This is a genomic window from Chryseobacterium carnipullorum, from assembly GCF_900142785.1.
Classification (GTDB): Bacteria; Bacteroidota; Bacteroidia; order Flavobacteriales; family Weeksellaceae; genus Chryseobacterium; species Chryseobacterium carnipullorum.
On the sequence record NZ_FRCD01000005.1, the window covers coordinates 216,207 to 242,609 of the forward strand.

Genomic DNA, 26,403 nt, shown 5'->3' on the forward strand with positions numbered 1-26,403 from the left:
TATCTTTATACTTTAATAACAACTAATTTATGAAAAATATTTCATCGGTATTGTTAATTTCTGCGCTGGCACTTAACCAATCTTGTACTACAATGAAGAAAACCGATACTCAACAGGAGATTCCTGTTACCGATCCATCTCTATCTTCAAACCCTTTTATGAAGAAAAGCAAGCTTCAATATGAAGCTCCGGAATTCGATAAAATTAAAAATGAACATTTCAAACCTGCTTTCGATTTCGGACTGAAACAGCACGACGCTGAAATCCTGAAAATTGCCAATAATCCGGAAGCTCCCACTTTTGAAAATACAATTGTTGCTTTGGAAAAAAGTGGTGAAGTTCTCAAAAGAGCCACTATCGTATTTTCTAATCTTACAAGCGCGAACACCAACCCTACCCTTCAGGCTTTAGACGAGGAATATGCTCCTATTTTTGCAGCCCATTCCGATAAAATGTACCTGAACGAAAATTTATATAAAAGAATCAAATCAATCAAAGAAGACGGTCTTGATGCGGAAGGTAAAAAACTTGTCCAATTTTACAAACAGAACTTTGAAATTGCAGGAGCTAATCTTTCATCAGCTGACAAAGAAAAACTAAAGCAGATCAATCAGGAACTGGCATCACTTTCTACGCAATATGCCAATAAACTATTGGAAGCAAGAAAACAGGGAGGCGTATTTTTCTCTGATGCAAAGGAACTGGATGGACTTTCTGCTGATGAGATCGAAGCAGCAGCCACCGATGCTAAAACGGCAGGCCAGCCGGGAAAATATCTTCTTGCTCTTCAAAACACCACTCAGCAGCCTCTTCTTCAGAATCTGAAAAACAGAGCTACCAGAGAAAAACTGTTCAAGGCATCATGGCTTAGAGCTGAAAAAGGAGACGGAAACGATACCCGTGAAACGATTGAAAAATTAGCCAAGCTAAGACTTAAAAAAGCCCAGACTTTGGGAAAAGCAAGCTTCGCTGAATGGAAACTTCAGGATCAGATGGCCAAAACGCCTGCGGCAGCAACGAAACTAATGAACCAGATTGCTACCCCGGCAGTAGAAACGGCAAGACGGGAAGCCAAAGATATTCAGGATCTGATCGACCAGCAAAAAGGTGGTTTCAAAGTAGAGCCATGGGACTGGAATTTCTATGCAGAGCAGGTAAGAAAAGCAAAATATGATCTTGATGAAAACCAGATCAAACCTTATTTTGAAGTAACCACTGTTTTGGAAAAAGGTGTTTTCTATGCCGCTGAAAAGTTCTACGGACTTACTTTTAAAAAGAGAACTGATCTTCCGGTTTATCACCCTGATGTAGTAACCTACGAGGTTTTTGATCACGACGGAAAGTCTATTGCCATCTATTATCTTGATTTCTATACCAGAGATTCTAAAAATGGTGGTGCTTGGATGAGTAACTTTGTTGAGCAGTCTTATCTTTTAGGAACAAAACCTGTTATCGTCAACTGTTATAACTATCAGAAACCGGCTCCGGGAAAACCATCGTTGATCAGCTATGATGATGTTTCTACAATGTTCCATGAGTTTGGACATTCTATCCATGGTATGTTTGCAAGCCAGAAATACCCATCGCTTTCAGGAACAAGTGTTCCGAGAGACTTTGTGGAATTCCCGTCGCAGATCAATGAGCACTGGGCTTTAGATCCTATTGTTCTTAAAAATTATGCGATCCACTACGAAACGAAGCAGCCGATTCCTCAGGCTCTCGTTGAAAAAATAAAAAAGGCATCCACTTTCAATCAGGGATATATGACGACAGAACTTGTTTCTGCAGCAGCTCTGGATATGGACTGGCATACAGTAACCAACGAAAGTCAGCTCATTCCGGTTCTGGATTTTGAAAAGCAATCATTAGCCAGCCACGGATTTACTTTGGCTACCGTACCTCCAAGATATCACACGCCTTATTTTGCCCACATCTGGGGTGGAGGATACTCTGCAGGATATTATGCTTACCTATGGTCTGAAACCCTTGATAATGATGCATGGGAATGGATCAAAAACAATGGAGGTCTGACAAGAGAAAATGGTGACCGTTTCAGAAAATACATTCTTTCCGTAGGAAATTCTGTAGACCTGAACCAGGCATTCAGAGATTTTACAGGACACGATCCGGATATCAAACCTTTATTGAGAAACAGAGGTTTTATAAAATAAATTTTACAGAGAAGCATTCGAAAGAGTGCTTCTTTTTTTATGGATACAAGAGCTAAGCTTATTTCTATTGATAAAAGGTTTATTTTTGTCGTTCAAAAAAATTGAAAAATATGGAATGTCCCTGCTGTTCAGGAAAATCTTATGAAGAATGCTGTAAGCCTTACCATACAGGAGAAAGGCATGCTCCTACGGCAGAAGCTTTGATGCGTTCCCGGTTTTCTGCATTCGCGATTCCGAACGGAGAATACCTGATGGAAACTACCTATCCGGCAAAAAGGAAATTTCACAATAGAGAAGATCTTCAGGAATGGGGTGAAATTAATAAGTGGACCAGGCTGGAAATTGTAGCAACCCCTTCCGTAAGCAAGGTTGAATTTAAAGCCTTTTATACCAACGAGGAAGGAGATAAAGAAGTTCATCACGAATTATCAAAATTCAAAATGATTCAAAACCGTTGGTTTTATGTGAGTGGAGAATTTTTAGAATAAAAAAAATGTCCGAAAAAAAATTCGGACATTCATTATCGTTTTTAGTGAGCATCTGTTCCGTCAACACCGTGAGCGTGACCATGTGCCAATTCTTCTTCTGTCGCAGGACGTGTGTTTACAATTTCCACCTGGAAATCTAAAACTTTCCCAGCCATTGGATGGTTAAGATCTGCAATTACTGCTTCCGGAGTTACGTCTACTACGAATGCCTGGAAATTATTTCCCTGACCATCGGATAATGGTAAAATAGCTCCTACAGGAGGAATTCCAGCTTCCTGAAACATATCGATAGGCAATTGGGTGATTGAATTCGGATCTTTCTCTCCGTAAGCTTCTTCCGGCTGAATAATAAAAGCAGCTTTATCACCAGCTGTTAAGCCAAGGATATTTTGCTCAAATTTTGGAATCATCATTCCTACACCATATAAAAATGTAAGTGGATTTTCGGCTGTTGTTTCTTCCACAAGAATCTTACTTCCATCTTCTTCGATCGTATGAAGTATATAGCTTACTGCTACAACATGGTTGTTTTCAATTGTCATATTTTTTCTTTTTTTCGTGATGTTTTTTCACGATTAACGGCACAAAGATAGTATTTTTGAAATGATTGATTATGAAAATCACATTAAAACAAAAATCTTAAAGCATCATCGTTTTTTACTTTTGATTCTTTGATTCATCCCGCTTCTTCTGTCTCAGTACATAAAGATAAAGACTTTCCACCTTCGTTCTTGCCCAATCTGTCTTTCTCAGAAACTTCAGTGAAGACTTTATACTTGGATTGTCTGTAAAGCATTTTATATTGATCTGCTCGCCAAGTTTCTCAAAGCCTTCATAGTATTCTAACAGTTCTTCGAGAATGGCATCGAGTCTTTTTCCGTGTAATGGATCTTTGGACGGTTCGTGCATTGCTATTTTTTTGTAAAAGTAGAATATTATAAGTTGATATGGAAATCTTCCCCCGTATATGCTGATAGCTGTTCAACAGAAAAATGGTCATCAACGGAGCTTTTGAATTTCAAAAAAGGTTGATGGAGAGCAGAGATGTTATTCTGCTTAACGGACTGGAAACTCTGGAGTTTGAAGCTTTAAGTGAAGATGCACTCCTGATTTTCTTAGAGATTTGAGTAACCGTTGTTTAACGAAAGTTTTAAGCTGAATCTGATCAGTTCTCATGTTGAAGATCTTTCCAAACACAAAATAGGACTTACTTTTTACACACCTGATCTTTTTCTGATTGATATTATTGATGGCAGGGATCTCGTGAGTCACGGAGCCACAGGTAAAATTGGTTTTGAAACGTTCATGTTTGCATTCCATCCGCAAGTGGCCATTGCTTATTATCAACCTTTGGAAGGATGATTTTGTTCATAAAAAAACCTCTGCTTTTATTCAGCAGAGGTTTCTTTCTATAGATTTTGAATAACCGATTTTACTTTCTCTCCAAATAATTCAATGGATTTCATCATGATGTCGTGAGCAGGATCTCCAATGTCCATATGCCCGATGAATCTTGTGATTCCAAAAATCTCCTTCATGTAGGCAATTTTATCAGCAACTTCTGTCGCATTTCCGATGAATAATGCGCCTTCCCTTCCTCTTCCACCGTCATACTGCATTTTCGTGTAAGGAGCCCAACCTCTTGTTGCCCCGATTCGGTCCATCTGGGATTTATAATTATTGAAATACCCATCTACAACGGCCTGATCATCGCTTACAAAAGTGTGAGAATGAATAGCGATCTGCATTTTATCCATATCATGCCCCGCTTTCTGATATTCCTGTTTATAAAATTCTACCAGATTTTTAAACTGTACCGGCATTCCCCCAATAATGGCTACCACCAAAGGCATTCCTAATTTCGCAGCACTTAAAACAGACTGCGGAGTTCCTCCTACTGCTCTCCAGATCGACAGTTTCCCATCATTTTTCGCTCTCGGATAAACCGTTTGGTCTTGCATGGGTGCACGGAGCTTTCCTGACCAGGTTACATTTTCTTCTGAATTGATTTTTAAAAGCAATTCCAGTTTTTCATCAAAAAGTTCTTCGTAGTCATTCAGTGAATATCCGTACAAAGGAAATGACTCGATAAAACTTCCCCTTCCGACGAATATTTCAGCTCTTCCGTCTGATATCAGGTCTAAGGTTGAAAAATCCTCATATACTTTTACCGGTTCTGAAGAACTTAAAACAGTCACTCCACTTGCCAGTTTTATATTTTTGGTGATACTTGCCGCAGCAGCCAGCACCATTTCCGGTGAAGAAACTGCATAATCCGGACGGTGATGTTCTCCCATTGCAAAAACATCAATACCTACCTCATCCATTAATTTTACCTGATCCAATATCTCACGGATCTTTACGCCTGCATCTCTATATTTTCCGGTTGCCTGATCAAAAGCCAGGTCACCAAACATTCCTATTCCTAATTCCATATTTTAGATTTTAGATTTTAGATTTTAGATTAACAAAATTACGGATGAAAAAGGTGAAAAACATTGATGTTTGTTAAGATAGGATCATTGTCTTTAAGACAGGTTTCCTGCACAGATACTACAAGAGTTGAAAAGAATCAGCAACGGAATGTGTTATCAGATAATTTTATGATTAATCCACTTTACATATTCTCTGTTAAATAAAAAATCCAGCCTTGCAGCTGGATTTCATTGTTATTTCTTCAGATACTGATCAAAGTAGTCAGTTACTTTCTGCATCAGATGAACCCTGTCTTTTCCGATCACATTATGCGGATGTCCAGGATATACAAAATAGTCAAGCTGAACTCCGTTGTCTACCGCAGACTTGATAAACTTAATAGAATGCTGCCATACCACGACATCATCCTGAGCACCATGGATCATCAGTAATTTTCCTTTTAAATTCTGAACTTTATCCAAAAGATTAGCGGTAGCATATCCCTGAGGGTTTTCCTCCGGTGTATCCATATATCTTTCTCCGTACATGATTTCATACATTTTCCAGTCGATCACCGGTCCTCCTGCAACGCCCACTTTAAATACATCCGGCTTACGAAGCATGAAACTTGTGGTCATAAATCCACCAAAGCTCCATCCGTGGATTCCCATTTTCTGAGCATCAACGTAAGGAAGTGATTTTAAATAGTCTACTCCTTTCATCTGGTCATTCATTTCTGTTGTTCCCAGATTTCTGAAGACCGCCTGCTCGAACTTCAGTCCACGGTTCGAAGAACCTCTTCCGTCCATTGTGAAAATAATGTAACCGTTTTGAGCCATATATTCATACCAAAGGTTTCCGGATGCCGGGAACGTATTGGTCACCAATTGCAAATGTGGTCCGTTATAAAGGTAAACGATCACCGGATACTTTTTGCTGGCATCAAAATCTGTAGGAAGAATGATCTTTCCATAAAGAGGTGTACCGTCATCAGCTTTTAATTCTACATTTTTAATTTCAGGTCTCTGATAATTTTTCAATGTATTTTCAGCGGTAAGAATATTGGTTGACTTTGCCGTGCCTGTATTAATAATATTGGCTGACCTTGGTGTTCCTGCATTGCTGTAGATATCGTATAAATAATTTCCGTCATTGCTCAGTACACCTGTATGCACTCCCGCTGCATCATCCAAACGCTGCATTTTAAAGTTCGTCCAGTTGATTTTGTATAAATGTTTTTCCAAAGGAGTTTCTTTCGTAGAAGTGAAGTAAATTTCCTTTTTCTTATCATTAAAGCCTAAAATATCGGTTACCAGCCAGTCTCCTTTTGTAATCTGAGCGACCAGTCCTTTTTCAAGGCTGTAGTGGAACAGATGGTTGTATCCTGTTCTCTGACTCTGCCAGATAAAATCTGTATTGGAATTCGGGAAGAAGGTAAGCGGATGCTGAGGCTCCACATATTTATCACTGGTTTCTTCAAATAAAGTTTTTATGAAATTTCCTGTCGCTGCATCGTACTGATTCATTTTTACATGATTCTGTCCGCGGTTCAGAACGCCTACGAAAATATATCTTGAATCCGGACTCCAGGTAACCGCTGTTAAATACTGATCTTTTTCACCTTCAATTTTCAGGAAAGTGGTCGACTGATTTTTAATATTATAAACACCTAAAGTTACCTCGTGGGATTTCTGACCTGCCATCGGATACTTGATGTTGCGGTTGACCGCTGGCGTTACCGACCAGTCAATAACAGGGTAATCTGCTACCATCGTCTGATCCATTCTGTAAAATGCTACCGCCTCAGAGTTGGGAGCGGGAAAAATTCCTGTATCAATTCCGAATTCGTTTCTGTGAACCGTCGCCCCTCCATTGATGATATTTTCATTAGAGTCGTTGGTTACAGCGATTGTTTTCCCGTTTTTGTTGACAAACAAATTATTCTTTACGGTAAAGGCAAAAGTCTGGTTATCTCCGAACATTTTTACGTTGGAAGCATTTCCATCGACAGATGTAGTTGTTTTTATTTTCCAGTCGTTTCCGGATTTTTCGATCCAGAACATTTTGTCATTTGCACTAAAATACCCGTTTGAACCACTAATGAACTTAATCTGAGGAACTGCTTTCAGTTTAGCATCAGAGAATGATTTGTTCAATTGGGTCAAAGATACTAGTGTATCCTGCTTATTGGTCTTAAGATCGGTCATCAGATACCCTCCTTTTACAGCCTGGATATAAGATTTACCGTCCGGAGCCCATGAAAATTGGGAAATATTTTTCACAGCAAGATTCGTTCTCAGTCCGTTTACTGCCTCCGCCATGGTGAATTTTTGGGTCTGCGCAAATGCAGAACTGCCCAAAACCAGCATCAATAAAGAAAATTTATGTAATTTCATTGTATAAAATTGAATCCCTCAAAAATAAGAAATAAATACCATCCGTTAATAAATGTTAAATTAAAACATTCATAAAATAGGATTAATAGATGGATAAAAATTAATTCTTAACTTAATGGTATAAATAGTTGGCTATACAATAGTGGGAATTGTGAATTTTACCAGCAGCAATAATTGACTATTGACTTGCGAAGCGAATTGACCATTAAAATAAAAGTTACAGTGAATTGTGATTCGTTGATTGTGAATTTTACTAGCCCCAATAATCAACCATTAACTTGCGTAGCAAAATTCACCATTCACACAAAAAAACATTTCTTATCCTAAATCAATGACTCGTATAGGTCATGTACCCTACATTTGCAGTATCAATAACAAACAAAAAATACAATACAATGGCAACAAAATGGAACCTAGACCCAACGCATAGTGAAATTACTTTCAAAGTAAAACACATGATGATTTCAAATATTAAAGGAAACTTCAGAACATTCACTGCTGAAATTGAATCTGAAGATGATACATTTAGCAACGCTAAAACAACAGCTACGATCCAGACTGATTCTGTATTCACGAATAATACAGACAGAGATAATCACTTAAAGTCTGCAGAGTTTTTCAATACAGAGGAACATCCTTCTATTACCTTTGAATCTCAGGCTTTGAATAATAAAGTAACAGGAAATCTTACGGTTAATGGGATCACAAAACCTATCACTTTAGATGTAGACTTCGGTGGGATCAACGTTGACCCTTGGGGAAATACAAAGGCAGGTTTTTCTTTTGAAGGAAAGATTAACAGAAAAGATTTCGGACTGAACTGGAACGCTGCTCTTGAAGCAGGGGGCGTAATGGTAAGCGAAGAAGTAAAAATTGCCGGAGAATTACAGTTTGTAAAACAGGCATAATAAAACGGAATTTTTGTGTAACGGTAAGGAGTCAATTTTTGGCAACTTAGCATTTAAACAAAAATTATCCTATTCACAACATAAGAAGGTTCAGGTATTTTTCTAAAAGCCTTGAACCTTTTTTTAATTTCCCCCTTATTTATGAATCTTAACGATCTGCAAAACATCAGTAACAATTTTGGAAATACCCAAAGAATGCCTGTTTTATTTCTTGGGCACGGTTCGCCGATGAATGCTATTGAAGAAAACCAGTTTGTCCAGGGATTCAGAAAAGCGGCTCAGGAAATCCCAAAGCCTAATGCTATTCTTTGTATTTCTGCACACTGGTATACGCAGGGAACTTTTGTCACTGCAATGGATATGCCTAGAACAATCCATGATTTCGGTGGTTTTCCAAAAGCTTTGTTCGATGTGCAATATCCTGCTCCGGGAAATCCGGAACTGGCGAAAGAAACCGTTGAACTTTTAGCTCCTGTGTTGGTGGAGGAAGATCACAACTGGGGACTTGACCACGGCGCATGGTCGGTCATCAAACATATGTATCCGGAAGCTGACATCCCTGTGATTCAGTTAAGCATAGATTATACAAAACCACCACAATATCATTTTGATCTGGCCAAAAGGCTGAATAAACTCCGTGAAAAAGGAATTTTGATCATTGGAAGCGGGAATATTGTGCATAATCTTCGCCTGATCGACTGGAAAAACATAGACACGGTTGGCGCCGGCTGGGATTGGGCTGTGGAAGCAAGAGAAAAGACAAACAACTGGCTTCTGGATGGAAATTTCCAGAATATAATAGATTACCAGAATCAAGGCACATTCCTGCAATATGCAGTTCCTACACCGGATCATTATCTTCCGCTGATATATACCTTAGGATTAAAAGATCAGGCTGAAAACCTTTCTTTATTTAATGATGAGCTGATTGGCGGATCACTAAGCATGACCAGTGTAAGGATCGGATAATGGTGCTGTTCTTTTTTTATCACTAGAAATTTAGTAATATTGTTTTACCATGAAAAAAGCGATATTACTATTTTTATTTATACTCCCTTTTTATAGTATAACGGCTCAGATCATTAAAGGGCATATTGTGAACGATTCCGGAAATAAGATTTCCGGTGTAAATATTTATATTGATGGCACCCAAACAGGAACCATTTCAAAGGAGGACGGAAGTTTTAGCTTAAGTATTTCTTCAGGAAGCCAAGGAAATGTGATTTTCCAAAAGGATGAGTATGACACTTTTGCAACAGCTGTTTCAGAGGTTGTGAATAAAAATCTGAAAGTGGTTTTGAATAAAACCAATGCGATTGAAGAAATCAGGCTTATTCCGTATACTTCAGAAGCCTACAGGAATTATATTAATTATTTTCTCGACACTTTTATAGGTGCCGACCGCGAACATGTAAAGATCAAAAATCAGAAGACCCTGAAATTTTCCTACGACAAAAAGAATAGGTTTCTGAAAGTAAAAGCGCCCAATACTTTAATCATCGAAAATAAAAATCTGGGCTATGAGATCCAATACAATCTTATCAGCTATTCTCTTGATTTAAATAAAAACTCAGTCAATTATACAGGAACGAGCTTTTTCACGGAAACAAAAAACACGGATAGAACAAAACTTAACCGAATGAATGCTTACGACGGAAGTATGCTGCATTTTTTCAGAAGCATTTATGACAATAAGATCTCCCAGGATAAATTTGTGGTCAATCATGTGGTAAAAGTATCCAACCCAAAATATCCTACAGGAGAAGAACTGAAACTGCTGGAAGATTTTAAACAAATCGTAAGAAGTTCAGCGATGGTAAAAATTCCTGACAATATCCGTGATATTTCACAAAGGAAGAACAGCGAGAAGCCCTACGCACTGGCGATCGTAAAAACCCTTATTCCGGATTCAGATTATGTAACCAGAGAAGACGGGAAGGTTCTTTTCAGTTTCAAGGATATGCTTCAGGTCAATTATCAGAAATATTTCTACGAGCATAAAGGAAAGGAGTTCATTAAAGGTAACATGCCTGTCGTACTGACCTCTTTTCTGCATCCGGAAGGTGAGGTATTTGAGGTTTCAAAAGAAGGGAATATCACCAATCCGGACCAGCTCATCAATGAAGGCGATTTTTCAAAAAACAAAATTGAAAACATGCTTCCACTGGATTATCAGCTGGGAGACTGAGATATTCCCCTTTAGATTTTATTAAAACTTATTATTGTACTGCTTGCAAAACATTTATGTTCCCGTATCCATAGCTTGAATTGACGGTAGGATAATAGGTGGCAGACTGTCTCATTTTATTCAGAACCTGTTCTCTTGTCCATGATGGGTTCTTCGACCAAACAAGTGCAGCGATACCCGCAGTAGCAGCAGTAGCTACCGATGAACCTCCTACATAATCCGCCTGATTATTATAGTAACTTAACACCGGAACTGTATTTCCATTGGCTCTTTCCATCTGAAAAGTAAAATCGATCTGGCTTCCGGAATGGCACACGTCACATTTCTGATTGGAAGTTCCTTCTTTTACTCCGGTGACAGCCTGTGTTTCAGACATACTTGCCGGGAAAATAACGCCTACGAAATTGGTAAAGCTGGTAGAAGTTCCTCCTGCACAAAAGATCAGTTTTCCTTTGGAATAGGCATATTTTACTCCATCTTCAATTTTTCCCACAGAGAAAATGTGCCCCATCGACATGGAAATAATTTTCACACTGGTAGTATTAGCCAGATCTGTAAATGCTGTTTTAACTCCGTTTTGCTCGCTTGCTGTTTCCAGTACTACATTGGAGGCAGCACGGTAAGTAATCAGATTGGCATTGTATGCAACTCCTACCGGAAGTCCTGCATTATTTTTTGGAGCAGCCATCACAGAAGCCATTTTTGTTCCGTGTCCACACTGGTCAGCCGGACCATCTGTGGTAGATCCATTCACATAAGATCCAAATTTATTGATCGTTCTTCCGGAAGAAGCTCCTGTATTAAAATTGCTTCCCAATAACGTCTGCTCAGGTGAAACGCCGGTATCAATAAGTCCGATGGTCACGCCTGCTCCGGTACTGTAGCTCCATGCATTTGGAATATTGTGCTTGGTAAACGCCCACGGAACTCTGGCATTGGGAGCTGTAGTGGTGTAGTCTGCAGCATTTAAAGCCGTAGATTCAAATCCGCATCCTGATGAGGAACCGCTGGACTTTGCATTGGCATTAAGGCTGTTTTCTATTTCAAAATAATGATAATCTCCCGGCTCCACATAACGAATGGTTTTCATCTTTCTCAGCGCTGTGATGGTTTCCTGCTTTTCAATGATCACATCTATCTGATTGAGATATTGATCTGAAGAGGTGAGAAATCGCGTCTGTTCGACGCCTTCATATTTTTTTATAACGCCTAAAACTTCAGCTTCTATGCTTTTATTATCCGGAGAAAGACTTCGGTCAAAATCATCTTTTGAAGATCCGAATCCGATGGATACCATTCTGTTTCCTCTGAAAATAGCACTCCAGAGCAGGTGGTCGGAAGCATTTTTCCAGTTGAAAGAACCTGTATTCTTGATCGTGCTATTGATTTCTGCATTGATCTGTTTCCCTGTTAAAGGATCATTCTGAACATTTTCAATGGTAAGATTTTCGTTTTGAAGGTCATCTCTGTTGTTACATGAATTCAAAACAAAAAAGAGTGCCAATAGGTACAGTACACTTTTTTTCATAGTTTTATTTTTATGGTTTGGAACCACAATATAACACTTTGATGTGAATTGAAAGCTTAGAAAAAATGAATTTAGTATTACAAGAATATCAATTGGTGTATTGATCTTAAAAAAGTTTATACTTCTTTTTCATAGCAGACACTGTTGTCAACCCCGATATACTGTCCATAATTGGGAATTCTTTTGTAACCGGATTTTTCATACAGTGCAATGGCTTCCGTTTGTTTAATTCCTGTTTCCAAAACACATTGGCTGTATCCTTCTTCTTTCGCCCAGATTTCCAGTTCACCCAATATCTTTGAAGCAAATCCTTTCCCCCTGCTTTCTGTATGGGTATACATTCTTTTTATTTCTACCGTATCTTCAGAAAAAGGTTTGAAAGCACCGCAACCCACCGCAATATCTTCCGAGTAAATTACTACACAATTTTTAAGCATATCAATTGAATTGAACTGGTGATAAAATTCATGATCTTCCCCATCACGTACTGCAAGATCGGCATCCAGGAGCCTGACTAAATTCTGAAAGTCGATGTTTGAGGAATCAGTTCTCTTTGTAGTCATTATGTATTGATTTAAAAATTTAATACAATTTAAACATTTAAAATAATAGAAAAGCTTCCCCGGTGAGAGGAAGCTTTGAATTTATTTGTTTTTATTTACTTTTTTCAGGCATCGGTGGTGGTGGATTTTGATAACCAGCCTTTTTATCGAGCTTTTCTTTCACTTTAATCGCTATATCCCTTCCCATTTTCCCTCCTGCATCTATGCTTTCTTTCATAATGTCCGGTAAAACGGAAATCGTCTTTTTCCCAACAGGAGACTTATAGAACTTGATAAGTTCATCAATTTCTGATTCGGTATAATACTTAGCATAGATGGGAATATAAACTTCAGTGATTCTATCCGTTGTCACTTCTGCTACAAATTCATTAAAAAATTCATCCGAAATATTGGGAGAGTTTTTCTTAATCTCCTGCATCTGTTGCTGCATTCCCGAGATGGCCATTTTATCGGCACCCATGACTTTAATAAGCTCCCGAACCTTAGCTTCTGATGTCTGGGAGAAAAGAAGTGTTCCTACTAAAAGGCTTACTGTAGTGATTAGTTTTTTCATTTTACTCCAACTAAACTTCAACGTTGAATTTTCTTTCGTTGATTAACTCTGCAATTGCCAGCATATCTTTTCCGATCAATCTGTCGTCTTCCAGTTTTTTAACTTTAGAACGTATTACAGCGTAATTTTCTTCGATGATCTTCGAGCATTGAGAAGGTCTTCTGAATTCTAATCCCTGTGCGGCAAACATTAATTCTACCGACAGAATGTTGACGAGATTTCCTAAAACCTGATTGAACTTTCTACCGGAAATACTTCCCATAGAAACATGGTCTTCCTGACCTAAACTTGTAGGGATAGAATCTGCCGATGCAGGGAAACACAATGTTTTATTTTCTGTAACGAGAGCTGCTGAGGTATATTGCGGGATCATGAATCCTGAATTCAATCCTGAGCTTTCTGTTAATAATCTTGGAAGCCCGTATTTACCTTCCAATAATAAATAACTTCTTCTGTCTGAAATATTTCCTAATTCAGCAGCAGCCAACGTAGCATAATCCAAAGGAAGTGCCATCAGCTGTCCGTGGAAGTTTCCTCCGGAAATAGATTCTTCAGCACTTAATACGACAGGGTTGTCTGTTACGGAATTCAGTTCTGTTTCAGCCATCAATTTAAGGTGTTCAAATGCATTTCTGCTGGCCCCGTGCACTTGTGGCACACATCTCATAGAATAAGGATCCTGAACTCTTTCACATTCTTCGTGCGCTTTCATGTTTTCAGAACCTTTTAAAAACTTCACCATTCTTGCCGCCACTTTTTTACTTCCCTCGAAAGGTCTGATGTCGTGAAGCTCTTTTTTGAATGGACTTTCAGAACCTCTGTACGCTTCAATACTCATCGCAGCAGTCATATCTGCCAAGTTCAGTAAGTATTCAAATTTCTCAAGACCTTTGATTGCATGAGCCAGAATAAACTGGGTTCCGTTGATCAGTCCCAAACCTTCTTTCGGACCCAAAACCAAGGGTTCAAGACCATGTTTTTCTAAAACGTCCATCGTTTCAAAGATTTCATCACCTTCCCAAACCTGTCCCAATCCGAGCAATGGAAGTACAAGATGAGCAAGAGGTGCCAGATCTCCGGATGCTCCTACAGAACCCTGCTCCGGGACTACAGGAATGATATCTTTTTCAAGCATCAAAATCAATCTTTCGATCACTTCCAGGGAAACTCCTGAAAATCCCTTAGACAATGCATGAACTTTAGCAATGATCATGATTTTTGAAAACTCCTTATTAATAGGCTTTCCAACACCTACTGCATGGGAAATAATAAGGTTATACTGCAGCTGGGCAGTTTCGTCAGCTGATATTTTAGTATCGCAAAGTGGTCCGAAACCTGTATTGATGCCATAGACACATCTATCGGACTCTACTATTTTCTGAACGTTTTTCTGAGATTTTAGGATCTGTTCTTTGGCTGCTTTATTAAGTTTAGCTTTATTTGGCTTTTTACAGATTTCCAGAACATCATGGAAAGTGAAAACATCTACACCGTATATCATTTCTAAAAATTTCCTTAAAATTACGCATTTAACAATAATTGTAAAAGCTAAATTTCACAGTCTTCTATTTTTATCCCGTTACGCCAACTCATTTGCTATTCTTAAAGCCAAAATTAAAAACTATTATCAATAATCTGAGAGCTAAAGAAACGGGAGTTATTTCTATGATGGGCTATCCACAGCTTGGTGGTGGTGTTATCAAATCTTATTATGTAAAAAAAGGAGATAAGGTCATGTGGCTTCACAAGGATGACTTTGACGATCATTACGATGTCCTTTTTGTCGACAATGCTGAATTCATGAAAAAATATCCTAAAAACGCTGTTGAAAGAGATTATTTAAGCTTCCTGATCAACAAATACACTGCGATGAGCAACGGATAAAATATTTTAATCATATCACTACAACTGCAGAAAATTCTGTAATTTTTTTGTTCTTTTAAATCCCGGATGGATTCCGTAATTTTGTTATATGAATCCTTCTTTAGAATTACAGCTTAAAACTTTACCATCAGAGCCAGGCGTTTATCGTTATTATGATAAAAACGATCAATTGCTGTATGTAGGAAAGGCCAAACACTTAAAGAAAAGGGTTCTCTCCTACTTCAATAAAAATCTTCCCGGCTACCGTATCAAAATAATGGTCGGAAAGATTGTACGCTTGGAAACAACGATCGTTAACAGTGAATACGACGCGCTTTTACTTGAAAATAACCTGATCAAGGAACACCGCCCTTTTTACAATGTATTGTTGAAGGATGATAAAACCTATCCTTGGATCTGCATTAAAAACGAAAACTTTCCAAGAATTTTCCTGACCCGGAATGTGGTCAAAGACGGATCTGAATATTACGGACCCTATGCTAAAGTGCGTCCCGCAAAGATTTTACTTGATACTATTAAACATATTTATAAGCTCAGAACTTGCAACCTTAATCTTTCACCTAACAAAATAGAGGAAGGAAAATATAAAGTCTGTCTGGAATATCATATAAAAAACTGTGAAGGACCTTGTGAGGATCTGGAAAGCAAAGAAGATTATGATGAAAAGATAGATGCCATCCGGGGAATTATTAAAGGGGATTTCCGGAAAGCAAAAGAATATCTTGTGAATCAGATGATGAAACAGGCAGAAAATCTTAAGTTTGAAGAGGCACAGATCATCAAGGAAAGACTGGATATCTTAGAAGATTATCAGGCTAAAAACACGGTTGTCAACCCTAATATTGACGATGTGGATGTTTTTGGAATGACGAGTGATGAAACGGCTGCTTATGTGAATTTCTTTAAAATCAGAAACGGAAATATTATCCAGAGTTTTACCACAGAAATTAAAAAAATTCTTGAGGAGACTGATGAGGATATTATGGAAGAAGCATTGATTGAAATCCGGCAGAAGTTCAGCTCTGATTCCAAAGAAGTCCTGCTTCCGTTCCATTTGTCTGTAGAAATCCCTGATGTAAAACTGATCGTTCCCAAGGTGGGTGATAAAAAAAGGATTGTGGAACTGTCAGAAAAAAATGCCAAAGAATATCGTTTAGAAAAATTAAAACAGGTACAGATCGTAGATCCGGAAAGACATACGAACAGAATTATGGCTGAAATGCAGAAACTGCTTAGAATGCCTATAGAACCAAGACATATTGAAGGTTTTGATAACTCGAATATTCAGGGTACGAATCCTGTTTCTGCCTGCGTTGTTTTTAAAGACGGAAAGCCCAGCAAAGCGGATTACAGAATTTTTCACCCAAAAACGGTAGAAGGCGCCAATGATTTTGCTACGATGGAAGAAGTGATCTACCGGCGTTATAAAAGGTTACTGGACGAAGGAGAGGATCTTCCCCAGCTGATTCTGATCGATGGAGGTAAAGGACAGCTTTCTTCTGCTGTAAAAAGTTTAAAACTTTTAGGGCTTTACGGAAAAATTACCATTGTAGGGATCGCGAAAAGGCTTGAGGAAATTTTCTTTCCTGAAGACTCCATTCCGTTATATCTGGATAAAAAATCGGAAACATTGAAAATTCTACAACGGGTAAGGGATGAAGCTCACCGTTTTGGGGTGAAACATCACAGAACGAGAAGAAAAAATTCAACTATAAAATCTGAACTGGAAGAGATACCGGGTATCGGAGAAAAAACAATTGAGCTTCTCCTTTCTAAATTAAAATCGGTGAAACGAATCAAGGAATCGAGTTTGGAAACCCTCGAAGAGATTCTTGGAAAAAGTAAAGCGAAGGTCATTCATGATTTTTTCAATAGTCTTTAGGAAATAAAAAATCCTTAACTCATTCTTTCGTTTGGGTTAAGGATCGTCTATCGTCTGATAGGATTCTATCAATTTATTTTGATGAAAATACTTCTTTAGCAAACTCTCCGTTGGATTGCGGAATATCAATAACGATATTTCCATTTTCAAAATATCCAATGGTATAAGTTCCGTCTGCCAGTTTTACTCTGAAAACCTCTTTCTTTGAAGACGTTTTAAAAACAGCGAATGGCACAGAACTACCACTGTCCGCAAGGATAAACTGATTGGGATCAACCTGTATTTTCTGAAGGTTCAGCTTACCGTTCGTATATTTCCCTGATTTACTTTCTGAAACAGATGAAGATGAAGGTTCATCTGTTTTATTTACAGATTGATTAGATACAGATTCTTTCTTTACAGTTTGCACGGTTTCTACAGGATAAGAAACCGGAACTGCTACGACAGCCTGTTTCAAAGCATCCTGAAACCCTTCTTTATATTCTTTGATGCTAGAAGATCCTTTAGAAGAAAAAAGAACCTTTTCATTACAATCCTTAACTTCTATAAGGACCTTATTTTTTAAAAAGCTACTATTATCTAAAAGATTAGCATATAAAACGCTACAAGGATTATCCTTAGCTTCTGAAGGCCAATCAACTGATCCATTCACCACTGTATATTTTTTATTGGTCAGTCCCTTTACCAGTAATGCTTCCAGTCCATAAGGTTCTTTATCAAAATCTTTGAATTTTTCAGGAACAGAAATATATTTATAGTCTGAAACTTTCTGCCCAAAAAGCGCGGTTACCAAAAAAAATGATGCTAATACTGAAATCTTTTTCATTGCTTTAAATTACATTCTAAAATTAGTCATTTCTAAATTGTCCCATATCCAATTTAAGAGAGAAAAAATTAGAATAGAAATTTGACCCTCCGATTCCGGAATTGGTGATTGCATAATCTAAGGTAAGTCCTCTGTATTTGATTCCTATACCGGCACTTGGCTGGAAAGAAACTTTTCTCTTAAGATCTTCAATATCTGTGATCGACTGGAATCTGTTGACCCCAAGTCTTACAAAGATCATTTTCTGATATCCAAGTTCAGCCCCCGCATAAGGTGTTAAACTTGCAAAATCCGTAGACACCAAAGCTGCTGTTTTAGCAAAATCAACATTAATTCCTGCTTCCGGTAATACATAAAGACTGCTGTTAATATTGAATACTTTACTTGCCCCCACATTCAGTTTAGGCATCGTCAATTCCATTTTATCTTTTGGTGCCGGGTTAAACTCCTCACCGTTCACCACGGTTGAAAGTTCCTTCTGGTTAATACTCCAAAAGTTGACCGTAGTAGTGGCATCACGCAACATCCCTCCGAATTTCCATCCGTTGTCAGCTTTATAAATGGCTCCGATATCAAAACCAAAACCATACCCGCTGGCAAATTTTCCTACATTTCTGTACACAATTTTAGCATTCACCCCTACATCCAGTTTAGGATTTCCTGCAGGATGAAAGGCATAGGAAAGAATGGCCGCATAGTCAGACTGGGAAAATTTTGTGATTTTATCATAATCTATATTTCCTTCAGCATCGATCATCTGAGTAGTATTCAGGATATTGTCTACGCCTAATCTTACTACGGAAACTCCAAATACGCCTTCCTCCAATACTTTTGCATAGGCGAGATAATCGTATTTTGCAATTGATTCGAAATATTCTGCGTGCATTGCTGCTCCCTGCCAGTCTCTTTCAATCGCCATTAAACCAGCCGGGTTCCACATCGGGGAATACACATCATCCTGGTTGGATACTACAGCGCCTCCCATAGCGAGACCTCTGGCTCCAGCTCCGATATTTAAAAATTCATTGGAGTATTTTCTTATGATCTGAGATTGAGAAAGCCCAAACAGCAGTGAAAATGCAAGTAAAAAATATTTCTTCATCATATAAATTTGATGCTTAGTTAAAGTTTTTTAGTTTTTTATTTTTTCTGGATTTCATTAATCCATTCACAATGATTGCCAGTATCATAACGCCTGAAGCTACATAAAATATCGGACTCATCTCTTCTGATTCCCCAAAGATAAAAAAAGCTAGTATAATTCCGTAGACCGGTTCTAAATTAACTGTTAAAATTAGCGTAAAGGGCGAAATATATTTCATCAGATTCACTGATTCCAACATAGGAAAAGCAGTAAAAACACTTGCCAACAAGCATATTAACGCCAGATCTCTGTAGTTTATTTCATCCATTTGAAAAATCTGTCCGGTGGCCATATAAAATATAGACAGAACCAGCCAGCCACAGAATATTTCATAGAATATAATATTCCCTGAACTCGTTTTCCCAAACATCTTACCATTAAAAACACTGAAGACAGTCCCAAAAACCGCACAGAGAATCCCATAAATAATTCCTTCCTTAAAATGAAACTCTGTTTTAAAGATCATTAATATACAGGCCACAATCACCACACCCATAACGACTTCCGACAGATCAATCTTTCTTTTAAAAATAACAGGTTCTAAAATGGAGGCAAATAAGGTGGAAAGGGATAAACAGCTTAACGCTATAGAAACATTGGAGACTTTAATGGAATAAAAAAAGCAATACCAGTGCAGTGCCATAGCACAACCAATAGCAGCCAGCTGGAAAAATATTTTCCAGGATACTTTGATACTCTCTTTTTTATAAATCCTGATGAATGCAAATAGAAATATGGCAGCAAACAGCATTCTGTAAAACACCAGAATCTGGGCATTGGCATGAATCAGCTTTCCCAAGATTGCAGTGAACCCCCATAAAAAAACAATCAAATGCAGTCTGAAAAGTGCTAATTTTTGCATATCCTATCTTCTGTAAATTTTTAACAGGCAAATTTACAAATAGGCTTTTACAAATCTCATAAAAAATATAAATTTTACCTTAATAAAAAAATAATTAATCCGTTTTCATCTTACTTTTCCTGAATAATTTTCCACAATCAGCTGAAAATAGAAAATAAGGATCGTATTAAAACTTTATGTCAAATAAAAGAAGTAGTTATATCATGATGCCGTTGATGTATACCATAAAAATGTTAGATTTGGGTAATGAAGTTAAATAAAGACATTAGAATTAAGACAGATCGACTGTTGTTACAACCCGTAGAAGAATGGTATGTGGATGATATCAATACCTATTTCACTTCAGAAATTACAAGATATATGCCTTTCAACCCGGAAGGAGACAGAAATGATATTCTAAAGTTTGTGGAAGATTCAAAAAGATCACTTTCAGATAATACCGACCTGGTAATGGTTGTGATTGACTCTAAAAACAACTTTTTAGGCTGCTGTGGTATCCATAATAGAACAGAAGAATCGGTAGAACTGGGTCTATGGTTAAAAAAGAGCGCACAAGGTATAGGCCTGGGAACAGAAATCATAAAAGCCCTTATTGAATTTTTAGAAAATAATTTCACATTTAAATATATCCTGTACCCCGTAGATCAGAATAATACGGCCAGCAGGAAAATACCGGAAAAATTAGGTTTTAGACCATATACAAAATATAAGAGATATAAAACTCAATCATCCTTTCTCCATATTATCGAATACAGGAAATATTACTCAGCATAATTTTTCATGAATCTTTTCCTCCTTTTAATAATATGAGCACAAAAAACCCTGAAAATTTGTTCAACGTTCAGGGCCTTCAAATAATAAACTATTAAAAAAATAAACTAGGAACTTAGAGTATTTAACAAGGAATATTATCCCTATAACTCTGAAGTAAAGTTAGAAAAAATATTAATAATTTAAAAACATTTTTTTGTTAAAAGTTTCACAAATTTCTGAGAACCAATATATTAAACACTTGTTTTACTTCAGTCCGGATTCATTTTAAAAATAGTATCTTTAGCCGTAAAAAATTGAAATTTTATGGACCTTGAATTCAACAAACGGGAAGATCAAAATAGATTAAAATTATCCGATCTCAATCAATTGCTCGCTGAAATAAAAAAAGGAGGCGGTGAAAAGAGGCTTCAAAAGCTTCGTGATGAAGGAAAAATGACAGCAAGAGAAAGAGTTGAATATCTTCTCGACAAAGGTTCAGATTCCATAGAAATTGGTGCGTTTGCCGGTTATGAAATGTATCAGGAACACGGCGGATGTCCAAGCGGAGGAGTTGTGGTTGTCATGGGATATGTTTCAGGCAGACAGTGTCTGGTTGTTGCGAATGATGCATCTGTAAAAGCAGGCGCATGGTTTCCTATCACGGGAAAGAAAAACCTCAGAGCCCAGGAGATTGCAATGGAAAATAAACTTCCGATTATCTATCTTGTAGACTCTGCCGGCGTTTATCTTCCTATGCAGGATGAAATTTTCCCAGATAAAGAACACTTTGGAAGAATTTTTAGAAATAATGCTAAAATGAGCTCCATGGGAATTGTTCAGATCTCTGCAGTAATGGGAAGCTGCGTTGCGGGAGGTGCTTATCTTCCTATTATGAGTGATGAAGCTATGATTGTAGATAAAACAGGTTCTATATTCCTTGCAGGAAGTTATCTGGTAAAGGCTGCTATCGGTGAAAGTGTGGATAATGAGACTTTAGGAGGCGCTACTACACACTGCTCAATTTCAGGAGTTACAGATTATAAGGCTAAAGATGATAAAGATGCTTTAAACCGAATCAAAAACATCATGAAATCTCTTGGAAGCACTGAAAAAGCTGGCTTTGACAGAATTGAAAGCTTCCCTCCAAAGGAAAATCCTGAGAATATTTTCGGAATTGTACCTGTTTCCAGAGCGGAACAGTATGATACCTATGAAATCATCAAATGTCTGGTTGATCATTCAGAATACGAAGAATATAAACCGGATTACGGAAAAAGCATTATCTGTGCAACGGCTAGAATTGACGGCTGGTCCGTTGGAATTGTTGCCAATCAAAGAAAACTGGTAAAAAGCGGAAAAGGGGAAATGCAGTTCGGTGGTGTTATCTATTCAGACTCTGCAGATAAATCAACCAGATTTATCGCGAACTGTAACCAGAGAAAGATTCCTTTAGTATTCCTTCAGGATGTTACAGGATTCATGGTCGGTTCAAAGTCAGAACAAGGCGGTATTATTAAGGATGGAGCCAAAATGGTCAATGCCGTTTCTAATTCTGTAGTTCCAAAATTCACGATTATTACAGGAAATTCTTACGGAGCCGGGAATTATGCGATGTGTGGTAAAGCTTATGATCCGAGATTAATTGTAGCGTGGCCTTGGGCAGATCTTGCTGTAATGGGTGGCTCTCAGGCAGCCAAAGTTTTAGTTCAGATTCAGGAATCCACTTTAAAAAAGCAGGGTAAAGAAATCTCTGAGGAAGAACACAATGAAATTCTGGATACCATTACGAAAAGATACCAGAAGCAGACAGAAGCCACTTATGCAGCTGCAAGGCTTTGGACAGATGCCATCATCAATCCTACGGATACAAGAAAATGGATTTCTATGGGAATTGAAGCTGCTAACCACGCTCCCATTACGGAAAAATTTAACTTAGGAGTTATTCAGGTATGAAAATATTAACCTTATACTAATAATATATTTATTTCTTTAATACATATCAATAAAACGGCAATATGATACATCATTCATGTTGCCGTTGCTTTTTATTGATTAACTTTATAAAAAAATCACCACATCATGAAACTTAAATTAACATTCATTCTATTCATCGTTTTTAACCTTTTTTGGGGTCAGGATATTTCAAAAGAATCATCGGTTCCCGGCAGTATTTTTCCTTTCGATTTTCAAAAATTTGAAAATCAATTTCGCGAAAGCCGATTAAAAAAGGAAAAAATATCAAAGGCCTCAATCACACTTCCTTCAGAAGATGGAAAAACTATAAGATTTAATTTAAGCGAAAATAATCTTACAGAGCAAAGGGTAAATTCAATCCTTACTTTTGATGGAGTGAGTAACGATGGCAGTTCTTCTTTAAAACTGTCGATCTTCAAAGATCACCTTAATGCTATTATTAAGAATGAAAATGGCTATTTTATTGTAGAACCTTACAAAACATCCCCTGGCCAGTACAGGATATATAATGCTTTTTCAAAATTTGATGAAAGATTTATCTGTGGGGTTGACGAGAATGATGTCATTAAGGAATTAGCCACCATTAAACAATCATTAAGCGCAAAGTCGGCTGTCAATTTCCCATTTGGAAATCAGATTAGAAAATTCAGACTGGCAGTTGCTACCACAGGAGAATTCACTCAGGCTTTTGCCGGAAATACAGATGATGCCTTAGCGGAAGCGATCAATATGGTCAATCTGATCAACAAAATTTATGAATCCGAAGCTTCCGTAACATTTGGTCTTATCGCAGATACCACCAATAAAACCCTGATATTTACAGATCCTGCTACAGATCCGTTCACAGTAGATCCTTCTTTTGCCAGTGCTGCTAATTCACAAACCGGTTTTAATACCTTGAACACCAATACAACCCTGGTCTATAATAAATATGATATAGGGCACACCTTCAATATTCTTAGCAGCGGTGGAGCTCAGGGCCAGGCCGGTCCGCAGCCCTGTAACAATACTTCCAAGGCCAGAGCATGGAGTCAGTGGGCTCTTACAATGCCTAAAGGGATTGTTGCCGGATTAATTGCTCATGAAATGGGTCATCAATTCTCTGCCGGACATACTTATAATGCAGTAGGAGGCAGCAGCGGCAGTCCGACATTCTGTACAAGCGGATGGAATGCAGCCGCAGCCATTGAACCTGGCGGTGGATCAACGATTATGGGATATTCTACCAATTGTTCAACACCTAATAATCAGACCAATACAGGAAATAATAATTTAAATTATTTTAATGCAAAAAGTTTAGACCAGATTCTTGCTTATTTGCAGTCACCGGCCAATTGTTATACTATTGTAGCGAGTACCAATCAGCCTCCTTCAGCTAATGCCGGAGTAGATATTACGATCCCAAAAAATACACCATTCAAACTTAAAGGAATCGCCACTGATCCTAATGATAATAACCTGTCCTACACCTGGGAACAGGCGGATGTAGCTACAGCTAATGATAAAGGCGCGTTTGGATCCACTATTACCGGTACAGGCGGTTATACAGCGGTCAACAGTACTACTGCGCCATTATTCCGTTCTGAACAAAGCATTTCAACTACTGAAAGGTATTTTCCAAAGATGCAGTTTGTGCTTAATAATCAAAACAATCCACCTACCAATGATGCCGAAGCTTTACCGCTGGTAGCCAGAAATATGAAATTCCGTTTTACGGTAAGAGATAACAATGTAACGAACGGAGGGCTGGATTCTGATGAAATTATTGTAACAGTAAGCAATAATGGACCACTAGCTGTTTCATATCCAAATGCTACAGGTATTTCAGTCGCTTCAAATACTACCGTGAATGTCACGTGGGATGTTAATAACACCAATACGATCAAAAGTAATGTCGATATATTATTATCGATCGACGGAGGTGTATCATTTCCCTATACTCTAGCATCCAATGTTCTTAATAATGGTAGCTATAATGCCACTATTCCATATATTCCTTCTACAGATAAAGCAAGGGTAAAAGTGGTCGGTGTGATCAATCCTTATGCAGAATTTTTTGATGTCTCTGATAATAACTTTACCATTACATCAGACTGTGCGGCCTATTCCACTTATATTACACCACAATCTGCTGTTACTGCTATTTCAGGTAGTCCATCAGCTAACCTTAATATGACTCCACCACCCTCAGCAAATGCAGCATATACTTCTAAAACATTTGTATATAATGTGGGGACTAGTACAAATAACATCATTGTATACAGCAACTCCGGAATGACAGCGCCTGTTTCTGCCAGTAGCAACGCAGTAACCAATACATTTAAATTCAGAGTTACAGATAGCGGATCGTATGTTTTTTCTAAATCTTCAGGATTCCTTATTACCTCAATACATTCAGGAAGTCCTGCTTCACTGGCGAACTTTTTGACTTCCAATTCATACTATAACGGCTCAAGTTATACATCTACCGGATCTGCAAAAGCAGTAGTATTAAATGAAGGAGTTGATTATTATTTTGTGATCTCAAACTTTTCAAGTCCTGCCAATGCGACCAGCTACACCATTACAGCGGCCGGTCCTGGAAGTTTATATGAGACTTCTGCAACACCAGCGGGCTACAGTTTTACATTTGTTGCCATTAACAATTCTACAGGTAAAATTCAGGCAGTTAGTTCTACAGCAAACTTTACAGCTCTTCCCGCAGGAACTTATATGGTAAAGGGTATTTCCTACAACAGTACAGCCAATGTGTCAACGTTTGTTGGAAAAAGTACTAGTGAGCTTATTGCTTTAAATATCTGTCTAAATGAAAGTAAAAATTCCAGAATACTAACGGTTACTTCAAGCTTAGGAACAAAGGAATATCAGAATATTAGTGACATTAAAATTGTACCTAATCCAGTAAAAGATATACTTTCAGTGATTACTGAAAAACAGATTACCCATTATGAATTATATGATATGTCTGGACGAAACATTACCGGAAGACAGAAATATTCGGGAAGTATCAATTTCACATCCTATTCGGCAGGTTCTTATGTCATAAGACTTTTCAATAAGGAGGCTATGATCTATAAAACGATTGTTATTAAAAAATAAAATTAATTTTCAGGTAGAATAAAGATGGTTGAAAGACCATCTTTTTTTGTTTCATATTCTACTATTGCTATCACCAAAAAAATTAATACTGAAAAAAAATATCGTCCTAATACTTATCTTTATCTTCAATTTTCTATACAGTCATAATCAGGAATATTAATTTAGGCTTGATTCTAAAAAATTTAGAAAAGATTGGATAAAAAGTAAGGATAAGAAATCAACTCTACAAATTAGATGTTTGATCCTTATGATAATCCTTTAGTCTTTAACTTAGTTGAAAGCAACATATCTGAATAGCATTATCCAGAATATAAAGGTGCTTAAAGGAATCAGTGTTAGAAGAAGCAAAATGTATATCAGTCATTTTCACTAACAAAACAATCTCTGGTTCCTATTCGATTCCTTGATCCGAATATATTTCCGGTTCTTAATAAAAAATTTTTTTACAATGAAGCGGATATTTTGTAATTGTTCCGCGATAGATAGATAGATAGATAGATAGATAGATAGATAGATAGATAGATAGGCAAGCCATTTCCGCTTATTGCTTATCAAAGATAAATGATGAATGATTTGTGGCGGTGGTCTATTCCTTCTCTTATCTCTTATCTCTTATCTCTTATCTCTTGTCTATTATCTCTTGTCTATTATCTTTTCTCTTTGGGGTATATCACAAAAAAAGTCTCATACAAATAAATGTATGAGACTTTTAAATAAAAACTGGCGGCGGCCTACTCTCCCGCTTTCGCAGTACCATCGGCGCTGGTGG

At 37.6% G+C, this 26,403-nt stretch carries 22 protein-coding genes; 11 read left to right on the top strand and 11 right to left on the bottom strand.

The genetic code is table 11. The annotated features are described in order from the left end of the window. Window positions 1–29 precede the first annotated feature (29 nt). Together BUC06_RS07820 and BUC06_RS07825 are read left to right on the top strand one after the other, a co-directional pair. Window positions 30–2,171 carry a M3 family metallopeptidase gene (locus tag BUC06_RS07820; RefSeq protein ID WP_073332063.1) on the top strand — a complete coding sequence of 714 codons (2,142 nt, stop codon included), beginning with the start codon at window positions 30–32 and terminating at the stop codon, window positions 2,169–2,171. Window positions 2,172–2,281: 110 nt separating this feature from the next. Then, window positions 2,282–2,659, top strand: coding sequence for a YchJ family protein (locus BUC06_RS07825; protein WP_073332066.1), 378 nt, complete (start codon window positions 2,282–2,284; stop codon window positions 2,657–2,659). Window positions 2,660–2,700: 41 nt separating this feature from the next. Here the strand turns inward: BUC06_RS07825 and BUC06_RS07830 are convergent, their stop codons facing one another. Together BUC06_RS07830 and BUC06_RS07835 are read right to left on the bottom strand one after the other, a co-directional pair. Then, on the bottom strand, window positions 2,701–3,201 hold the full coding sequence (locus BUC06_RS07830; protein ID WP_073332067.1) for an FKBP-type peptidyl-prolyl cis-trans isomerase: 501 nt from the start codon (window positions 3,199–3,201) through the stop codon (window positions 2,701–2,703). 115 nt (window positions 3,202–3,316) lie between these two features. Then, a complete protein-coding gene (locus BUC06_RS07835; RefSeq protein WP_073332069.1) occupies window positions 3,317–3,568 on the bottom strand; it encodes a VF530 family protein in 252 nt (83 codons plus the stop codon). A gap of 225 nt (window positions 3,569–3,793) precedes the next feature. On the opposite strand from BUC06_RS07835, the gene BUC06_RS07840 reads away from it, so the two are divergent. After that, on the top strand, window positions 3,794–4,021 hold the full coding sequence (locus BUC06_RS07840) for a hypothetical protein (RefSeq protein WP_073332072.1): 228 nt from the start codon (window positions 3,794–3,796) through the stop codon (window positions 4,019–4,021). Window positions 4,022–4,068: 47 nt separating this feature from the next. Here the strand turns inward: BUC06_RS07840 and BUC06_RS07845 are convergent, their stop codons facing one another. Both BUC06_RS07845 and BUC06_RS07850 read right to left on the bottom strand, forming a co-directional pair. Then, on the bottom strand, window positions 4,069–5,094 hold the full coding sequence (locus tag BUC06_RS07845) for an LLM class flavin-dependent oxidoreductase (RefSeq protein WP_073332073.1): 1,026 nt from the start codon (window positions 5,092–5,094) through the stop codon (window positions 4,069–4,071). A 234-nt stretch (window positions 5,095–5,328) separates the two neighbouring features. Beyond that, window positions 5,329–7,470: a S9 family peptidase gene (locus BUC06_RS07850; protein WP_073332076.1), complete on the bottom strand. Its 2,142-nt coding sequence runs from the start codon at window positions 7,468–7,470 to the stop codon at window positions 5,329–5,331. 395 nt (window positions 7,471–7,865) lie between these two features. Between BUC06_RS07850 and BUC06_RS07855 the strand changes: the two genes are divergently transcribed. The 3 genes from BUC06_RS07855 (at window position 7,866) to BUC06_RS07865 (ending at window position 10,566) form a co-directional block, all read left to right on the top strand. Then, window positions 7,866–8,378 (top strand): YceI family protein, encoded by a 513-nt coding sequence (locus BUC06_RS07855; protein WP_073332078.1) that lies wholly within the window; start codon window positions 7,866–7,868, stop codon window positions 8,376–8,378. A gap of 141 nt (window positions 8,379–8,519) precedes the next feature. Next, window positions 8,520–9,347: a 4,5-DOPA-extradiol-dioxygenase gene (gene ygiD, locus BUC06_RS07860; RefSeq protein WP_073332080.1), complete on the top strand. Its 828-nt coding sequence runs from the start codon at window positions 8,520–8,522 to the stop codon at window positions 9,345–9,347. A gap of 49 nt (window positions 9,348–9,396) precedes the next feature. Beyond that, window positions 9,397–10,566 carry a carboxypeptidase-like regulatory domain-containing protein gene (locus BUC06_RS07865; RefSeq protein WP_073332082.1) on the top strand — a complete coding sequence of 390 codons (1,170 nt, stop codon included), beginning with the start codon at window positions 9,397–9,399 and terminating at the stop codon, window positions 10,564–10,566. Window positions 10,567–10,597: 31 nt separating this feature from the next. Here BUC06_RS07865 and BUC06_RS07870 read toward each other — a convergent pair whose 3' ends face one another. The 4 genes from BUC06_RS07870 to hutH all read right to left on the bottom strand — a co-directional run bounded on the left by BUC06_RS07870 (window position 10,598) and on the right by hutH (window position 14,711). Continuing rightward, a complete protein-coding gene (locus BUC06_RS07870) occupies window positions 10,598–12,094 on the bottom strand; it encodes a S8 family peptidase (RefSeq protein ID WP_073332084.1) in 1,497 nt (498 codons plus the stop codon). A 116-nt stretch (window positions 12,095–12,210) separates the two neighbouring features. After that, a complete protein-coding gene (locus tag BUC06_RS07875) occupies window positions 12,211–12,657 on the bottom strand; it encodes a GNAT family N-acetyltransferase (RefSeq protein ID WP_073332086.1) in 447 nt (148 codons plus the stop codon). 91 nt (window positions 12,658–12,748) lie between these two features. Next, window positions 12,749–13,210 carry a DUF2059 domain-containing protein gene (locus BUC06_RS07880; RefSeq protein ID WP_073332089.1) on the bottom strand — a complete coding sequence of 154 codons (462 nt, stop codon included), beginning with the start codon at window positions 13,208–13,210 and terminating at the stop codon, window positions 12,749–12,751. A gap of 10 nt (window positions 13,211–13,220) precedes the next feature. Then, complete coding sequence (gene hutH, locus BUC06_RS07885; RefSeq protein WP_073332091.1) at window positions 13,221–14,711, bottom strand: histidine ammonia-lyase; 1,491 nt, start codon at window positions 14,709–14,711, stop codon at window positions 13,221–13,223. A 92-nt stretch (window positions 14,712–14,803) separates the two neighbouring features. On the opposite strand from hutH, the gene BUC06_RS07890 reads away from it, so the two are divergent. Further along, window positions 14,804–15,094: a hypothetical protein gene (locus BUC06_RS07890; protein ID WP_185116976.1), complete on the top strand. Its 291-nt coding sequence runs from the start codon at window positions 14,804–14,806 to the stop codon at window positions 15,092–15,094. An 88-nt stretch (window positions 15,095–15,182) separates the two neighbouring features. Next, window positions 15,183–16,976, top strand: a complete 1,794-nt coding sequence (gene uvrC, locus BUC06_RS07895) for an excinuclease ABC subunit UvrC (protein WP_073332092.1) — start codon at window positions 15,183–15,185, stop codon at window positions 16,974–16,976. Between the two features lie 73 nt (window positions 16,977–17,049). Here the strand turns inward: uvrC and BUC06_RS07900 are convergent, their stop codons facing one another. From BUC06_RS07900 to BUC06_RS07910, 3 genes are read right to left on the bottom strand one after another with little or no spacing between them, the layout of a single operon-like run. After that, the gene (locus BUC06_RS07900; RefSeq protein ID WP_073332095.1) at window positions 17,050–17,802 is read right to left on the bottom strand and encodes a hypothetical protein; all 753 of its coding nucleotides are present in this window, start codon (window positions 17,800–17,802) and stop codon (window positions 17,050–17,052) included. Between the two features lie 22 nt (window positions 17,803–17,824). Next, window positions 17,825–18,907, bottom strand: a complete 1,083-nt coding sequence (locus BUC06_RS07905; RefSeq protein ID WP_073332098.1) for a putative type IX sorting system protein PorV2 — start codon at window positions 18,905–18,907, stop codon at window positions 17,825–17,827. 13 nt (window positions 18,908–18,920) lie between these two features. Then, on the bottom strand, window positions 18,921–19,808 hold the full coding sequence (locus BUC06_RS07910; RefSeq protein WP_073332100.1) for a DMT family transporter: 888 nt from the start codon (window positions 19,806–19,808) through the stop codon (window positions 18,921–18,923). 246 nt (window positions 19,809–20,054) lie between these two features. Between BUC06_RS07910 and BUC06_RS07915 the strand changes: the two genes are divergently transcribed. From BUC06_RS07915 to BUC06_RS07925, 3 genes are all read left to right on the top strand, one after another. Next, window positions 20,055–20,582, top strand: a complete 528-nt coding sequence (locus BUC06_RS07915) for a GNAT family N-acetyltransferase (protein ID WP_073332103.1) — start codon at window positions 20,055–20,057, stop codon at window positions 20,580–20,582. Window positions 20,583–20,885: 303 nt separating this feature from the next. After that, complete coding sequence (locus BUC06_RS07920) at window positions 20,886–22,514, top strand: acyl-CoA carboxylase subunit beta (RefSeq protein WP_073332105.1); 1,629 nt, start codon at window positions 20,886–20,888, stop codon at window positions 22,512–22,514. Window positions 22,515–22,640: 126 nt separating this feature from the next. Beyond that, window positions 22,641–25,634, top strand: coding sequence for a zinc-dependent metalloprotease (locus BUC06_RS07925; protein ID WP_073332108.1), 2,994 nt, complete (start codon window positions 22,641–22,643; stop codon window positions 25,632–25,634). The last annotated feature ends 769 nt before the right edge of the window (window positions 25,635–26,403 follow it).